This window comes from Streptomyces sp. NPDC048197 (assembly GCF_043202395.1).
In the GTDB taxonomy this organism is placed as follows: Bacteria; Actinomycetota; Actinomycetes; order Streptomycetales; family Streptomycetaceae; genus Streptomyces; species Streptomyces siderophoricus.
In genome coordinates this window covers 53,200-68,529 of sequence record NZ_JBIDAJ010000020.1, presented here as the reverse complement: position 1 = coordinate 68,529, position 15,330 = coordinate 53,200, and the positions used below count along the sequence as shown (strand labels likewise).

The window sequence follows — 15,330 nt, the reverse complement described above, 5'->3', positions numbered from 1 at the left end:
CTTCGGGGGGTGGGGGTCCGTCGTGGGGCCCGGTGTCCGGTCAAGCGTCGGCCGGGCTGGCCTGCAGCCGTGCCCGCCACACCGCGAGCACCGCCGCGTCCGTCGGCCGGGTGGCGAGGCTGACCGCCACGTAGGCCACGAGGGAGGCGAGCAGGCCGTAGTAGACGGGTTCGTTGGCGAGGATGCCGTAGCCCGCCATCAGGCCGATGACCGCGAGGCCGCCGACCGTCACCGAGGCCAGCGCGCCCTGTACCGTGCCGCGCTTCCACAGCAGCCCGCCGAGAATCGGGACCAGGAGCCCGCCGACGAGCAGGTTGTACGCCACCGTCAGGGCCTCGACGACGTCGTTCAGCGCGATGGCCGTGCCGATCACCGCGAGGCCCATGAGGAGGATGAAGACGCGGTTGCCCCTGACCTCGTCGTGCTCCTCGCCGGACGGCCGTACGGCTCCCCGCAGCCGCGACCAGATGTCGTTGTTGGCCACGGTCGCGCAGGCGATCAGCGCACCGGACGACGTCGACATCACGGCGGCCAGCGCGGCGGCGAGCACCAATCCCCGTACGCCGACCGGGAGTTCGTCCTTGACGATGGTCGCGAAGGCGTCGTCCGGGCTGCCCAGCTTCGGGTACAGCACCTTGGCCGCCGTACCGATGACGGCACCGGCGAGGGCGTACGCGAGACAGTACGTACCCGCGACCGTGCCGCCCCACTTCGCGGTCCGGTCGCTGCGGGCCGTGAAGACGCGCTGCCAGATGTCCTGCCCGATGAGCATGCCGAACGTGTAGATCAGCACGTAGGTGAAGATCGTCTCGCCGCCGATGCCCAGCGGGTCGAAGTACGAGGCCGGAAGCTTGGCCTTCATCTCGGCGAAGCCGCCCGCCTTGACCACCGCGATGGGCAGGAGCAGGAGCAGCACGCCGATCGTCTTGACCACGAACTGCACCATGTCGGTGAGCGTGATCGACCACATGCCGCCGAGCGTCGAGTACGCGACGACGATCGAACCGCCGAGGATGATCGCGACGGTCCGGTTCAGGTCGAAGAGGACGTCGAAGATCGTGGCGTACGCGATGGTCGAGGTGACCGCTAGCATCAGCGTGTACGCCCACATGACGACACCCGAGATCACGCCCGCCCGGCCGCCGTAGCGCAGGTCCAGCATCTCGGAGACGGTGTAGACCTTCAGGCGGGCGATCCGCGCGGAGAAGAAGACCGACAGGGCGAGCAGTCCGAGGCCGATGGTGAAGACCATCCAGGCACCGGAGAGGCCGTACTTGTAGCCGAGGCCGACGCCGCCGATGGTGGACGCGCCGCCGAGGACGATCGCGGCCATGGTTCCGGAGTACATCGCGGGCCCGAGGCGGCGCCCCGCGACCAGGAACTCGCTCTTCGACTTGGCGCGGCGCATGCCCCACCAGCCCATGGCCAGCATTCCGGCCAGATAGAGCACGATCACCGCATAGTCGACAGCCATGGGCCATCCCTTCCAGCTGCGCCGAGGGGAGAGGGGGTGTGGGGGCGTGGGGAGTGGGAGCGGGGGGAGAGGCGGGCGCGCACGGGGGGGAGAGTGCGGCCCGCCTCACGGGGACTCGCCCTCGGGGGACTCGCCTCGAAGGCTCGTCGTCCCGCGGACTCGTCTCGGGGGTTGACCCTAGGAGGCGGCGCGGCGACGCTGAAGTGTACGTTTCCTCCACTCACCGGCCGCCCTTGTGGAGGGTCCGCACATGCCGCCTCCTGTCCCGCCTCCGTCGGCCCGGGCGCCGCAACCGCCGTCCGGTCCCCCGTCGACCACCGCACCGTCGACACCGCCGGTGCCGCTGGCCGCGCTCCTCGCGCGGGCGGATCTCGGGCTGCGCCAGCTCGCGGGGCCGCGGGAGGGCGTCACTCTCCACTGGGTGCACACCTCCGAGATGGCCGACCCGGTGCCGTACCTCCTGGGCGGCGAGCTGCTGCTGACGGCGGGCGTGCACCTGGCGGAGGTGACCGCGGGGGTCGCGGGCGAGGACGCGGACGCGGCCCTGGCCTCGTACCTCGACGGGTACGCGGCCCGCACGGTCGCGGCCGGCGCCGCCGCGCTCGGGTTCGGGATCGCGCCGGTGCACGAGGCGGTGCCGCCCGCGCTGGTGGCGGCCTGCGACCGGCACGGGCTGCCGTTGGTGGAGGTGCCGGCCGGTACCCCGTTCACGGCCGTGGAGAGCGCCGTGTGGCAGGCCGTCACGGAGGCCCGCCACCGGGAGCTGACCCGGATCGGCGAGGCGCAGCGCGCGCTGGCCGCGGCCGCCGCCCGGCCGGATCCGGCGCGCGCCGTGCTGCGCGCGCTGGCCCGCCATGTCCACGGCTGGACGGCGCTGCTCGGCCCGGACGGCACGGAACACGGCTCCGCCGGGGCCCGCCCCACCGACCGGGTACGGACCGCGGCCGAACGGCTCGCCCAGGTCGTCGGGGGCGGCGAGGTTGCCGGGCACGGAGGCAAAGAGGCCGGGCCCGGGGGAAGAGAGGCCGGGCCCGGGGGCGGGGTGCGGGCCGCGGCCGGTGGGCCGTCGTCCGCCACCGACGCGCTGCCGGGGACCCAGCTGTCCGCCTACGCGCTGACCGGGCGCGCCGCCGGGCGGGAGCCATGCGCGCTGGTGGTTGCCGCGGACCCGGACGATCCGCCCGCACACACCATCGCGGGGGTCGCCGCGGTGCTGCTGTCGCTGATCACCGGCCCGGCCGCGGCCCGTGGTGCGGCCGACAACGGGCACTCCGCCGCCCTGGCCCACCTGCTCCTGGGCGCCCGGCCGGCCGACGTCGGCCCGCTGCTCGGCGCTCCCCTCTGGACCGTGGTGCACGCCGAGCGCCGTGGCGGAGCCACCGCCCCGGAGGCGGACGCGGCCGCACTGGCCGCCGCACTGGGCACCGCACTCGTGGCACCGGAACCGGCGCGCGAGCCGGCCTCGGAACCGGTGCGGGAACGGGCGTCGGAACCGGTGCGGGAGCGGGCGTCGGAGCCGGGGCGCGATCCGGCGTCGTCCGCGCGACGGCTCAGGGCCCTGGTCCCGGCCGACCGGGAGATCGGCGCACAGCCCGGCTGGACCCTCGGCGTCAGCGCCCCGGTCCCGGTCGAAGAGCTGCCCGCCGCCGACCGGCACGCCGCCACCGCACTGCGCCGCGCGCTCGCCCACCGTTCCGCCCTCGTCCGCCGCCCCTCCCCCGACCGGCCCGGCCTCGCCGCCCTCGTGGACCCCGACGACGCCCACCGGCACGCCCACACCCTGCTCGCGCCGCTCGCCGCCTCCCCCGCCCTCGTCACCACGCTGCACACCTGGCTCTTGCTGCACGGCAGTTGGGACCGGACGGCGACCGCGCTGGGCATCCACCGCAACACCGTCCGCCAGCGCATCGCCCGTACCGCCACGCTCCTCGACACCGACCTGGACGACACCGACGTCCGCATGGAGCTGTGGTTCGCCCTGCGCTGCCTCGACCGCGCCGGCACGGAGGAGTCGAGCGCCGGCCGTCCGAAGCCGCCCGAAGCCGCCCGGGGCCGCCCGGGGCCGTCGGTGACAGCGTTGTGACAGTCAACTCCTTGAAGAAATAAGGGAGTCCAGGACTAGACTTTGCGCCACGTTGTCCTACATCTGTCGACGAGCGTGGGGAACGGGGGCCACAGATGGCCGGAGACGGACTACAGGCGGACATCCCGACCCTGAAGTCAGGGGGACGGGACTTCACCAACGTCGGACAGCGGTACCAGTCCGCCGTGGAGAAGCTCAAGAACACCCTGACCGGCCTGGAGGGTCAGGACACCCCGCCGTGGGGCGATGACGACATCGGCGAGAAGTTCGGCGTCGTCTACGAGGGCCTGCGCGACGGCATGTACGAGTCGATGGGCCATCTGGCCGCCAAGCTCCAGGAGATCGGCGGCGCGCTGAACACCATGGCCGACAACCACCAGGCCGACGAGGACTTCAACGACTCGCTGATGAAGCAGCACGTCGCCAACGCCGAGGCGCAGAGCCAGCTGATCAGCAACTTCAAGGCGCCCCAGACCTAGCGGGCGCGGACCTCCGCGCCCTCCCGTTCCGCCAGCTCCTTCAGCTCCTTCTCTGCACGCGCCGTCATCGCTCGACCGCTTCCACGTACGGGGGATTGCCGCCATGTCGCTCATGCTGCCGGACTGGCTGGAGTGGGTCCTGGAAATGCTCGGCTACGACTGGCCGACGGGCGACGAGGACAAGATGAACGAGTCCGCCAGCGCCTGGCGGGAGTTCGCCAACGCTGTCGAGCAGTTACAGTCCGAGGGCGTCACCGCCGCCGGCAACGTCCTCTCGGCGAACTCCGGCGACAGCATCGACGGCTTCAGCAAGACCTGGGAGAAGTTCTCCGGCAACGGCTCGGGCTACCTCGACGACGCACGCACGGCGGCCGAGCTGATCGCCTTCGCGATGGACGCGGGGTCGGTGGTGATCGTCGGGATGAAAGTCGCGGTGATCGCCCAATTGGCGATCCTCGCCGCGGAAATCATCGCGGCACAGGCGGCGGCGCCCTTCACGCTGGGTCTGTCGGAGATCGGCGCGGCGGGCGCCACCCAAGCGACCAGATTGATCGTCCGGCGCATCCTCAAGGAAGCGCGGGAGGCGCTCGTCGAAGCGATCATGGAGACGGTCAAGGAGCCCGCCGTCTCCGCGCTGGAGGCCATGATCTCCGACGCGATCGCCCAGGGCATGAACATGAACTTCGGGGCCCAGCAGGGCTTCGACGTCGGCCGCAGCCTCAAGACGGGCGCGGACGCGGGCATCGACGCGGCCAAGAACTCCGGCCAGACCTTCACCGAGGCGCTGCGCGACGGCGCGGGCGCCCGCGCGGGCCACCACGCCCGCGGCGGCCTGGACCACGCCGCCGGACGCGGCGGGGACCATGACGGCGGTGGCGGGGGCCATGACGGCGCTGGTGGCGAACACGGAAGCGGAGACAGCGGGAGCGGAGACAGCGGGAGCGGAGACAGCGGGAGCGGAGACAGCGGGAGCAGCGGCAGCGGGTCGGGGTCGCCGAACGAGTCGGCGGGCTCCGGGCACGGGCCGGGGTCCGGGTCAGGGTCTGAATCCGGCAGTGGGTCCGGGTCTAGCTCCGGGTCGGATTCCGGGACCGCGGGCGGCTCGGGTTCGGGAAGCGGCTCCGGTGGCTCCGGCAGCTCCAACTCCGCTGGCGGTGGCGGCAGTTCAGGCCCCTCGCACAGCGACACGGGCCGCGGACCGGACTCCGGTACGGGATCAGGTTCGGGGTCGGATGCCCACTCGGGGTCGGATGCCCACTCCGGGTCGGATGCCCAGTCGGGGTCCGGCTCCGGTTCCAGGCCCGAGCCGGATTCCGGCTCCGGGTCCGGGTCCGGCAGCGGCCCGTCCACGACACCCGACAGCTCCGGACGCGCGGACGGCGACCACCCGGCCCCCCGGGCCCAGCCGCTGCCACCCCCGGACCAGCGCACCGCCTTCGACGAGGGCTACACCGGCGGCAACAACCACAACCCGTACGGAAGTTCCCCCACGCCGGGGCCGGACGGCAGCCCCGCGCCAAGCTCCGGCCACATCCCCGAGGCGGGCCCGGCCCCAGGCTCCGGCCACACCCCGGACTCCGGTTCCGTAGGCACCCACCCGACCTCGGATTCCGGCTCGGTGGGCACCCACCCGACCCCCGGCACCACTCCGGACGCAGCCCGGCCGCACCCCGGCCCGGACCCGGTCGGTACGCAGCCCGCGCCGGGCCCTTCCCCCCACCCGGACGCGGCACCGCCCCACGACTCGGGGCCAGCGCCGCACTCCACCCCCACACCCGACTCCGGACCGTCGTCACACTCCACCCCCACACCGACGCCCGACTCCGGGCCGTCATCCGGCCCTGGCCCGGCCCCGGACCACGGGTCCCCAGGGCAGCCGGCCGCCGCCTCCCACGACACCGGCAACCCCTCATCCCCGTCCCCGTCCCACCCCACCAGCGACGGCGGCGGCACCCCCACGCACGACGGCGGCGGAGACAGCTCCAACTCCGGTGCGGGCGGCGGCGGACGTCCGGCCGCACCGCACGTCAGCGTGCCCTCGCAGAGCGGGGCGGTGCCGCACACACCGGCCGCCGGCCCGTCGCCCACCGGTCACCGCGACCCCGCCCCCGGTGACCCCATGCCGCACGCCCGTGACGACGACACCACCGTCACCACCCAGTCCGCCGACACCCTGACCGCGCCGCCGCCCACCGCGGCGGCGGATCCCGGGGGCCACGCCGCCACCCCGCCCCAGCAGTCACCGCAGGGCGGCCCGCAGTCGCCGGGACCGGTGGTCGGCATGCCCACCACCATGCCCCCGCAGGCCGGCCCGGCGGCCCCGAACGCGGCCCCGCACACCACCACCCCGACCGGTACCGGCCAGGCGACCCCGAACACCGCACCCCCGCGCGGCTCCCACCCGCCCGCGGGCACCCCGCGCACCACCCCGCCCAACCGCCGCCCGGACGGCACCCAGCCGGTCCACGACATCACCCAGCAACGCCGCCCGGACCGCCCCGCCCACGACCCCCGGCTCGACGGGCCGCGCCGCCCGGACGACCCGCGTACGCCCGGCGGGCGCCCCGACCCGCGTCAGCAGCGCCCGGTCCCGTCCCAGCCGCGCCCCGACCCGACCCGCCCGGACACCACCAGGCCCGGCACCACCCGGCCCGACACCACGCGCCCCGACCCGACCCGTCCGGACCCCCGACGCCCGGAACCGCAGCCGCAGCCGACCCGTACCGACCCGCCCCCGAACACCCCGGACAACCCGAACGCCCACAACGGGCCCGGCGCCGAGCACCCCGCCGACTCGCCCCAACACGATCCCCACCACGAGCCCCCACACGGGCCCCACGACAACACCCACAACGCCCCCCACGACGATCCCCCCGCCGCCTCCGACACCCGTAACCGCGAGCGCCCCGGCGGACTGGACGGCCCCACCGACGAGCACCAACAGCACGTCGAGAACGCCATCCCCAAGGACGACAACGGCGACCCCCAACGCCACCCCGACCCCCACGACAGCAACTGGGTCGGCACCATCAACCACCCCGGCCCCGACGCACCCGGCCGCAACAACAACTGCGTCGACGCCGCCCTCGCCACCGCCGACACCTACGCCGGCAACCCCACCGCCGCCGCCCACCGCACCCCCGACACCCACCCCGACGGCACCCCCTCCGACCGCGGCGAAACCAACGGCCGCGACCGCATCGAAAACACCCTCGGCGCCCCCTTCCACGACTACGGAAACGGTCCCGACGCCTTCCACCGCCTCGAAAACGACCTCCGCAACAACGGCCACGGCTCCCAAGCCGTCATCGTCACCCAGGACAACAACGGCCGCGCCCACGCCTGGAACGTCGTCAACCACCACGGCAAAATCACCTACGTCGACGCCCAGACCGGCAAAACCAGCGACCGCCCCCTCCACGACGGCAGCAACGGCGTCCACGCCATCCCCCTCGGCTCCGACCGCCGCCCCACCACGCCCACACCCACCCCGGCCGACCACCACACCACCGACCCCGGCACGGACGCCCCCCGCCGCCCGGCCGCCGAACCCGGCGCCGCCGGCGACAAGCACCCACACCCCGACGACCTGGCCGCGGACGGGGACGACGAGGGCCACGACGCCAAGAAGCCCAAGCTCGACCACGACGAGGGGCACGACCAGGAGCACGACGGGCAGCACCACGACGACAGCAACCGGGACGCGCCCGACCGCACGCACCAGGGGTTGCTGCCCGAGGACTCCCAGGGCTCGCTGCGGGAGACCCACCACGTCGAGCAGGTCAGCCTCGACCGGCTCTACAACGACCTCGAACACTGGGGCGGGAACGGGCAGTTGCGCGACCTGCTGCAGCAGTGCGGCCCGCCCGGCAACCCGAACGGCATCACCCGGGAAACCCTGGAGAACACGCTCCGCCACCCGCCGTTCGCGGAGATGCCCCGCCCGCAGCAGATGGCCGCCGTGGCCGCCATCACCCGGCTGTCGCTCAAGTTCCACCGCGAGCTGGAGGTGGGCTCGCTCCACCCGGACGTCGACAACCCCAACCACCCGTCGAACCGCCCGCTGGACCACGACCCCAGCACCGAAGAGGGCAAGGAGAAGCAGGACCGGCAGAAGGAGGCCAGGGACAAACTGGCCACCAACATGGACGCCAAGGGCCACCAGTCCGCGGGCAGTTACTACCACCAGCAGCAGTCGGTGCCGGACCGCAATGACGTCCGCAAGGAGCTCAAGGACACGTTCAAGGAGGACGGGCGGAAATACACCGCGAACGTCTTCAAGGAACTGACCGGCGACAACAAGGGCGACTGGTCGAACCGGAATTACGCGGTGGTGGAGGTGCACGACCCGGAGACCGGGCAGACCCACTACCTCTCCGACAGTTCGCTGCCGATGGGCACCGAGTGGTCGGCCGGCGTGCACTCCGAACCGCACGTCCTGGACTACCTCAACGAGGTCAACCGGCAGCGGGAGGCGGACGGCAAGCCCCCGCTCCAGCCCCAGGGCCTGTACACCGAACGGGAACCCTGCGGCCCCGCCTCCGGCAACGACTGCTCCTCCTACCTGGGCAACAACCTCCCGAAGGACGTGCCCGTCTACTACGGGACCGGGTTCCGCCGGGGCCGGGTGGAGGACGAGGCCGAGATGCGTGCGGAAGGGCGCCAGGACGAGATCCGGCAGATCAAGGACGACGCCCGGGCGGCGTTCACGGCCGAGGGCGAGGCGTACGTCAATCGTCTGAAGGGACTGTGGCTGGGCTTCGCCGGAAAGGGCCTGCTCTCCTGAGCTAGGGTTTCGATCACCGCACCGGTGGGAGTGATTTCGCGTGACACACCAGATCGGCGACCGAGAGCGGTCAGCGGTCCGGGACTGGCTGGCGCTGCCCGTGGAGCGGCGCGCACGACTGTTGATCGGCGGCGACGGCGGCGCGGGGAAGTCCGCGCTGCTGCGCGAGAGTGCCGAACAGGTCCCCGGTGCCGCGCTGGTCGACTGCACGGGCCTGACGGCGGACGAGGTCGCGCTGCGGGTGTGCGCGGCCCTCGGCGTGGAGCTCGGCGCCGACGAACTCCTGCGCGGCCGCCCCGGGTTGCGCGGCGCCCTGCGCGGCGACCACACCGTGTTCCTGGTGAACTCCCAGTGGGCGGGCGCCACGCTGACCTCCTCGGAACCCCGGCGGATCGCGAGGGCGCTGTCCCTCCTCCTGCTCCGGGCACCCGGGGCGCGGATCCGGCTGGCCCTGGAGTGGGACGGCGACCGTATGGGCCGACCGCCCGCGCGGGACGTGGTGGTGACCCTCGCGCCGGACCCGGAAGCCCACAGCGCGGACGCCAGCGGCGCGGACGGCAGGCATCCGCTGGGGGTCCTCGCGGCCGCCGAGACCGCCGACGTCCCGGTGGAGGTGTACCGGCTGCTGCACGAGGCGCTGGGCGCGCCGTCCGGGCCCGTCGACGCCCACGCGCTGGCCGCCGCCTTCCCCGACGTGATCGCCGTGCAGGAGCCGGCGGAGGACGCGGGGGGCGAGGGCGAGCCGGACGCCGGGCGGCTGGCGTTCCGTTCGCCGGCCCTGGCCCGCATGTGGCGCGCGGCCTGTCCGGTGTCCAAGGCGGGACAGCGGCGCATCGTGGCCGCCCTGCTGGCGGCCGTGACGGATTCCGGGCCGGCCCGGCCGTGGATCGAGAGCGGTCCGGTCGGCCGGTACGCCGCCCGCGCGCTGCCGGCCCACGCGGCCCTGGCCGGCACGGCGGGCGAACTGCTCTCCGACGGGCGGGTGCTGGCCCAGGTGCGCCCCGGGGCCGCCTGGGACGCCCTCGCCGTGGCGTATCCGGCCGGTGTGCCGTACGGCGGGGTGCTCGCCGACGTCCGGTCGCTGGAGGCCCAGGGTGCCTGGTCCCTGGACCAGGGCGAGTGGGCGGCCTGGCTGCACCACGCGGCGGTCTGCGCGGGACGTACGGCTCTGGCCCGGCAGCTGAGCGGCTCCGGGGTCGGGATGCCGTTCGAGACGGTGTGGACGAAGCGGCGGGGCAACGGGCGGTTCGGCCCGGTCCCCGGCGAGGTGGGGCGGATCGACGAGCTGGCGCTGGTCCGGTCCGAGGACGGGTTGTCGCTGCTGGCCGCCCGGGACGCGACCACGGACCGTGCGACGGACCCGGCCCACAGGTACGTCCGGCAGGAGTTCGACTCGGCCACCGGTGCGCCGCGCGGTGCGCCCGCCGTCGTCCCGGAGCCGCTGTACGAGTCCGGCTGGGTCTATGAGGACCGGGTGCCGGAGGGGGTGGCCGGGGCGTTCGCCGAGCGGCTGGACGGGGAGTGGGAGATCGAGCCGGAGCCTTCCGCGCCACTGCCGCGCTGCCCGCTGTCCGTAGGGCAGGGCATCGGGCTCGACAACCTGTGGGTGCTGGCCGGTGAGGGCGGGCTGTTCGCGGTCGTCTGCCGGGCGGGCGGGGAGGCCGGCGGCACGGCCTGGCACGAGGCGCCGCTGCTGGAGCCGCACGCCGGGCTGGCTGCCCCGGAACCACCCGCCGAGGCGCTGTCCGCGGCGGGCGCCGACGCCGGTGCCCGGGCCTGGCTGGAGGAGGCGTTCGGCGCGGGTGCCTGCCGGCGGCGCGCGGCCGGCGAACTGCCCGACGGCATCACCCACGCCGGCACCAGGGACTTCCTCGTCGAGGTGGGGCTGCCGAGCCTGGACGGCCTGCTGCAGCTGCAGACCCACGGCGGCCTGAAGCCGCTTCCCGAGGACGGCACCGACGGGCAGCGGTCAGGGGTCCGCTACGAAATCGGCCACTGGATGTACGCCCCGCTGGCGCTGGACGGCACGACCGGGCAGGTGCTCCGGCTGCCCCGGGACACGGCTCCCGAACCGGCCGCGGGCTCCCTCGCCCAGTTCTTCGCCATGGTCCGGCTCTTCGACACGTACCGCCGCGGATTCCACCCCTCACGCGCGGACCGGCGCGACGCCCAGCAGGTGCTCGCCGCCTGGTGCCGCCGGATGGACCCGACGGTGGACGAGAGCGAGACCTGGGACGCGGTGCTGGGCGGCCACCCCTTCGAGGACGGCACGTGGGAACTCGTCACGAAGGACGGCCGGCCACCTCTGTGACCGGCCGTCCTCTGCGCCTGTGGGGCCCGGGCTCAGCCCTGCCGCGCGGCGGCGATCTGCCGGGACATGATCGTGGTCAGCTCGTACGCGGTGTGCGAGGCGGCCACGGCCGTGATCTCGGCGTGGTCGTAGGCCGGCGCCACCTCGACGACGTCGGCGGAGACCAGGTTGCAGGAGGAGAGCCCGCGCAGGATCTCCAGCAGCTCGCGGGAGGTCATGCCGCCCGCCTCGGGGGTACCGGTGCCGGGGGCGTGCGCCGGGTCCAGGCAGTCGATGTCGATCGAGATGTACAGCGGCCGGTTGCCGATGCGCTGCCGCAGCTGGTCGGCGACCTCGTCGGCACCGCGCCGGTAGATGTCCGAGGACGTGACGATGCCGAAGCCCATTTTCTCGTCGTCGGTGAGGTCCTTCTTGCCGTACAGCGGCCCGCGCGTGCCCACGTGGGAGAGCGCCGAGGTGTCGAGGATGCCCTCCTCCACGGCCCGGCGGAACGGCGTGCCGTGGGTGTACTCGGCGCCGAAGTACGTGTCCCAGGTGTCGAGGTGTGCATCGAAGTGCAGCAGCGCGACCGGCCCGTGCTTCTTGGCGACGGACCGCAGCAGCGGCAGCGCGATGGTGTGGTCACCGCCGAGCGTCATCATCCGCGCGCCGGTGCCGAGCAGGTCGTCCGCCGCGGCCTCGATCGTCTCGACGGCCTCGTTGATGTTGAACGGGTTCGCGGCGATGTCACCGGCGTCCGCGACCTGCGCCAGCGCGAACGGCGACGCGTCCTGCGCCGGGTTGTAGGGGCGCAGCAGCCGCGACGCCTCACGGATCGCGTTGCCGCCGAAGCGGGCACCGGGGCGGTAGGAGACGCCGGTGTCGAAGGGCACGCCGACGACGGCCACGTCGGCCCGGCCGCCGACCTCGTCCAGGCGGGGCAGGCGGGCGTAGGTGGCCGGCCCGGCGTAGCGGGGGATGCGGGAGGAGTCGACGGGGCCGACGGGCTCGTGGGAAGCGCTGGCTGCGGTGGTCATGAGGCGAGGGTAGGGACGCCGAGGCCTCCCGCCCATGGACATTTCCGCCACGGAACAAGGTGGCGCTTCGACATTTCGTCCACCGCGGCCGAGGTCCGTGCTCCCGTCTGTCCGGGGTACGGAACTCCCCCGCCCCGGAACATACGTCCGGGCACAATGGCGCTATGCCGATAGCCTCCGCAGCCGCCGTTCCGTCGCGCGCCGAACTCGTCGACCATCTCGTCCGCACCCGGATCGCCGGGGAGGTCGCCACCCCCCGGGAGAACAACCTCTCCCACTACCGCAAGCTCGCCAACGGTGACCGCTACTTCTGGTTCGGCCTGGAATTCGGCGACCGGTGGGCGGACGAGCAGGACGTACTGGCCGTGATGGCGGAGCGCTGCGGGGTGAGCGACGACCCGCACCACCGGCAGGGCCAGGACACCATCGACCCCGAGCTGACGGTGGACGCGCTGGAGCGGGCGGCGGCGCTGCTGCGCAAGGCGGCGGCCGGCGAGCAGCGGGTGCTGTTCGCGACCGGCCACCCGGGCGGCCTGCTCGACGTGCACCGCGCCACCGCCGCGGCACTGCGCGCCGCCGGCTGCGAGATCGTCGTCATCCCGGACGGGCTGCGGGCGGACGAGGGCATGGTCTTCCAGTTCGCCGACGTGGCGATGCTGGAGCGCGGGGCGACGCTGTGGCACACCCACTCCCCCGAGCCGATGGCCGCGATCCTCGACGGCCTGGAGCGGGCCGGCCGCCCGCTGCCGGACCTGGTGGTGGCCGACCACGGCTGGGCGGGCTGCGCGGCCCAGCGCGGCCTGGACGCGATCGGCTTCGCCGACTCCAACGACCCGGCCCTCTTCCTCGCCGAGGCCGAGGGCACCCTCCAGGTCACCGTCCCCCTCGACGACCACGTCCGCAGCCCCCGCTACTACGACCCGCTGACGGCGTACCTGCTGGACGCGGCGGGGCTGGCCTGACTCCTGCCGGGGACCGGCTCTCCGGCGGGGAGGTCCTCTTCGGCTGCCTGCTCGCCCTCGGCGTTCATGGGGCTGCGGGCGTCGCGCGCTGGTCGGTCCCGCAGTAGCGGCACTTGGCGGCACCCGTCGGAATGTCGTCGGCGAGACAGGCCGGGCAGGTGGTGGCCGGTGTGGGGTCACCGAAGACGGTGACCCCACGGCGCGCCTGGACGGCCTTGTACGGAACGACGATCAAGAAGTAGACGGCAGCCATGAAGATGACGAAGTAGATCACGGCGGAAATGAACGCACCGAGATTCACATAGGTCGACGCGTTCCCGGGATCACCGAGCTGCCAGCCGAGCCCGACCGACCCACCTCCCTGCGCACGGGCGATGATCGGGTCGATGACGTTGTCGGTGAACGCCTTGATCAGCGTGCTGAGCGCCAGCGCGATGATCAGCCCCACGGCCACGACGACGATGTCACCGCGCATCAGGAAGTTCTTGAAGCCCTTGAGCATGGACGCTCCTCGTCTGCTTGCGGGACGGACCAACGCGTCTCGGACCAGAACAGCCGATCTTGCCCGGGCTCGCAATCGGAACCTGCTCCATGCGGGCCAGCCGGCCGGCACCGCCCTGAACCGTCCTACGACCGACGGGCCTCCCCCTCCCGCGCCGCCGAGGTGAGGGACATGTCCGCGTAGCGCTCGCCCGCCACCTGGCCGGCGAGCGGCTCCAGCAGCGCCAGTTCTTCGGCGGTCAGGCTGATCCGGGTGGCCGCGGCGTTCTCCAGCAGACGGCTGCGCTTACGGGTCCCGGGGATCGGCACCACGGTCAGGCCGTGCACCTCGGCCCGGTGCTGCACCCAGGCCAGCGCGATCTGCGCCGTGGTGGCGCCGTGATCGACGGCGATCTCGCGCAGCGGCTCCAGCAGAGCGGCGTTCGCCTTGGCGTTGTCCCCGGTGTAGCGCGGCATCAACTGCCGGAAGTCGCTGCCGGAGAGCTCCTTGCCCGCGTCGGTGAAGGCCCCGGTCAGAAATCCCCGGCCGAGCGGCGAGTACGGCACGAAGGCGACCCCGAGCTCGGCGGCCGCGCCCACCGCGCTGCGCTCGACGTCCCGGCTGAAGACCGACCACTCCGTCTGCAGGGCGGTGATCGGATGCACGGCGTGCGCCTCGCGCAGCTCGGCACCGGTGACCTCACTCAGCCCCAGGTACTTCACCTTCCCCTCCCGCACCAGCTCGGCCATGGCCCCGACGGACTCGGCCAGCGGAACGGCAGGATCCCGCCGGTGCATGTAGTAAAGGTCGATGACCCCGACGTTCAGCCGGCGCAGACTCGCCTCGACGGCCTTCCTGATGTAGCCGGGATCGTTACGGATGGCCCGGTAGCTCGGGTCGTCCGCCCGGTACTCGATGCCGAACTTGGTCGCCAGGGTGATCTCGTCGCGGTGCGCGGCGACGAACGGCGCGAGGAACTCCTCGTTGGCCCCGACGCCGTACATGTCAGCGGTGTCGATGAGCGTGACGCCCGCCTCGACCGTCGCCTCCAGGGTCTCGCGGGCCGCCACGTCGTCCGTCTGCCCGTAGGCGGCACTGATGCCCATGGCCCCGAAGCCCTGGACCCCGACGAGGGGTCCGCCGGCGCCCAGCTCGACCTTCCGGATCTGCTCAATGTGGTCGTTCACAATGACGTTGCTCATGATGGCGCTCAGGCCCCTTCCGACGCCCGGGGGGCGCCCGCATAGAAGTCGATCTTGGCGTCGAGTACGGCGACGGTGTCCTGCAGCTCAGCCATCCGCGCGAGGACCTCGCGGCGGGTCCGCTCCAGAATTTCCCGCCGCTCGTCAAAGGTGGCCTCGCCCCGCTGCACCAGCTCCGCGAAGTGCACCATGTCCGCGACCGGCATCCCGGTCATCCGCAACCTGCGCACGAAGGCCAGCCAGTCCAGATCCCGGTTGCCGAAGCGGCGCTGACCGTTGTGCGACCGCTCCACGTCCGGCAGCAGACCGATCTCCTCGTACCAACGCAGCGTGGGCGCGCTCAGGCCGGTGTACGCCGCCACCTCACTGATCGTGTAACGGTCCTGGCCGTCGGGCCGCGGATGCTCCGTCCCCGCCACCACACAGGCGTCAACGGGCGGGGATGTCACGGGCGTGCTGTCGATCACCGTCATGCCGGCAACGCTAGGACCTTCAAGTGCACTTGAAGCAAGCGCGTTGCACAGACGCCGCGCGTC

10 protein-coding genes are annotated in these 15,330 nt (G+C 73.3%); 5 read left to right on the top strand and 5 right to left on the bottom strand.

Features of this window, described 5'->3' with window-relative positions:
- Positions 1-40 precede the first annotated feature (40 nt).
- On the bottom strand, positions 41-1,474 hold the full coding sequence (locus ACGF4C_RS24935) for a sodium:solute symporter (RefSeq protein WP_393569032.1): 1,434 nt from the start codon (positions 1,472-1,474) through the stop codon (positions 41-43).
- Positions 1,475-1,724: 250 nt separating this feature from the next.
- Between ACGF4C_RS24935 and ACGF4C_RS24930 the strand changes: the two genes are divergently transcribed.
- The 4 genes from ACGF4C_RS24930 (at position 1,725) to ACGF4C_RS24915 (ending at position 11,133) form a co-directional block, all read left to right on the top strand.
- Entirely contained in the window at positions 1,725-3,557 is a 1,833-nt protein-coding gene (locus tag ACGF4C_RS24930) for a helix-turn-helix domain-containing protein (RefSeq protein WP_393569031.1), read from the top strand.
- A gap of 95 nt (positions 3,558-3,652) precedes the next feature.
- On the top strand, positions 3,653-4,036 hold the full coding sequence (locus ACGF4C_RS24925; protein ID WP_030416789.1) for a WXG100 family type VII secretion target: 384 nt from the start codon (positions 3,653-3,655) through the stop codon (positions 4,034-4,036).
- A gap of 103 nt (positions 4,037-4,139) precedes the next feature.
- The gene (locus ACGF4C_RS24920; protein ID WP_393569030.1) at positions 4,140-8,822 is read left to right on the top strand and encodes a toxin glutamine deamidase domain-containing protein; all 4,683 of its coding nucleotides are present in this window, start codon (positions 4,140-4,142) and stop codon (positions 8,820-8,822) included.
- Between the two features lie 40 nt (positions 8,823-8,862).
- Positions 8,863-11,133 (top strand): SUKH-4 family immunity protein, encoded by a 2,271-nt coding sequence (locus ACGF4C_RS24915; protein WP_393569029.1) that lies wholly within the window; start codon positions 8,863-8,865, stop codon positions 11,131-11,133.
- A gap of 32 nt (positions 11,134-11,165) precedes the next feature.
- On the opposite strand, the gene speB is transcribed toward ACGF4C_RS24915, so the two are convergent.
- On the bottom strand, positions 11,166-12,149 hold the full coding sequence (gene speB / locus ACGF4C_RS24910; RefSeq protein ID WP_393569028.1) for an agmatinase: 984 nt from the start codon (positions 12,147-12,149) through the stop codon (positions 11,166-11,168).
- 164 nt (positions 12,150-12,313) lie between these two features.
- Between speB and ACGF4C_RS24905 the strand changes: the two genes are divergently transcribed.
- The gene (locus tag ACGF4C_RS24905) at positions 12,314-13,111 is read left to right on the top strand and encodes a phosphatase (RefSeq protein ID WP_393569027.1); all 798 of its coding nucleotides are present in this window, start codon (positions 12,314-12,316) and stop codon (positions 13,109-13,111) included.
- Between the two features lie 64 nt (positions 13,112-13,175).
- On the opposite strand, the gene ACGF4C_RS24900 is transcribed toward ACGF4C_RS24905, so the two are convergent.
- The 3 genes from ACGF4C_RS24900 to ACGF4C_RS24890 form a co-directional block, all read right to left on the bottom strand.
- Positions 13,176-13,613 carry an MscL family protein gene (locus ACGF4C_RS24900; RefSeq protein WP_393569026.1) on the bottom strand — a complete coding sequence of 146 codons (438 nt, stop codon included), beginning with the start codon at positions 13,611-13,613 and terminating at the stop codon, positions 13,176-13,178.
- A 125-nt stretch (positions 13,614-13,738) separates the two neighbouring features.
- Entirely contained in the window at positions 13,739-14,794 is a 1,056-nt protein-coding gene (locus ACGF4C_RS24895; RefSeq protein WP_393569025.1) for an aldo/keto reductase, read from the bottom strand.
- 8 nt (positions 14,795-14,802) lie between these two features.
- Complete coding sequence (locus ACGF4C_RS24890; protein ID WP_393569024.1) at positions 14,803-15,267, bottom strand: MerR family transcriptional regulator; 465 nt, start codon at positions 15,265-15,267, stop codon at positions 14,803-14,805.
- Positions 15,268-15,330: the final 63 nt, after the last annotated feature.

Bases quoted from the DNA above. Each gene is read 5' to 3' on its own strand.
- ACGF4C_RS24925 (WP_030416789.1), top strand. From the start codon at position 3,653: ATGGCCGGAGACGGACTACAGGCGGACATCCCGACCCTGAAGTCAGGG.
- ACGF4C_RS24890 (WP_393569024.1), bottom strand. From the start codon at position 15,267: ATGACGGTGATCGACAGCACGCCCGTGACATCCCCGCCCGTTGACGCC.
- ACGF4C_RS24905 (WP_393569027.1), top strand. From the start codon at position 12,314: ATGCCGATAGCCTCCGCAGCCGCCGTTCCGTCGCGCGCCGAACTCGTC.
- ACGF4C_RS24935 (WP_393569032.1), bottom strand. From the start codon at position 1,474: ATGGCTGTCGACTATGCGGTGATCGTGCTCTATCTGGCCGGAATGCTG.
- speB (WP_393569028.1), bottom strand. From the start codon at position 12,149: ATGACCACCGCAGCCAGCGCTTCCCACGAGCCCGTCGGCCCCGTCGAC.
- ACGF4C_RS24895 (WP_393569025.1), bottom strand. From the start codon at position 14,794: ATGAGCAACGTCATTGTGAACGACCACATTGAGCAGATCCGGAAGGTC.
- ACGF4C_RS24900 (WP_393569026.1), bottom strand. From the start codon at position 13,613: ATGCTCAAGGGCTTCAAGAACTTCCTGATGCGCGGTGACATCGTCGTC.
- ACGF4C_RS24930 (WP_393569031.1), top strand. From the start codon at position 1,725: ATGCCGCCTCCTGTCCCGCCTCCGTCGGCCCGGGCGCCGCAACCGCCG.
- ACGF4C_RS24920 (WP_393569030.1), top strand. From the start codon at position 4,140: ATGTCGCTCATGCTGCCGGACTGGCTGGAGTGGGTCCTGGAAATGCTC.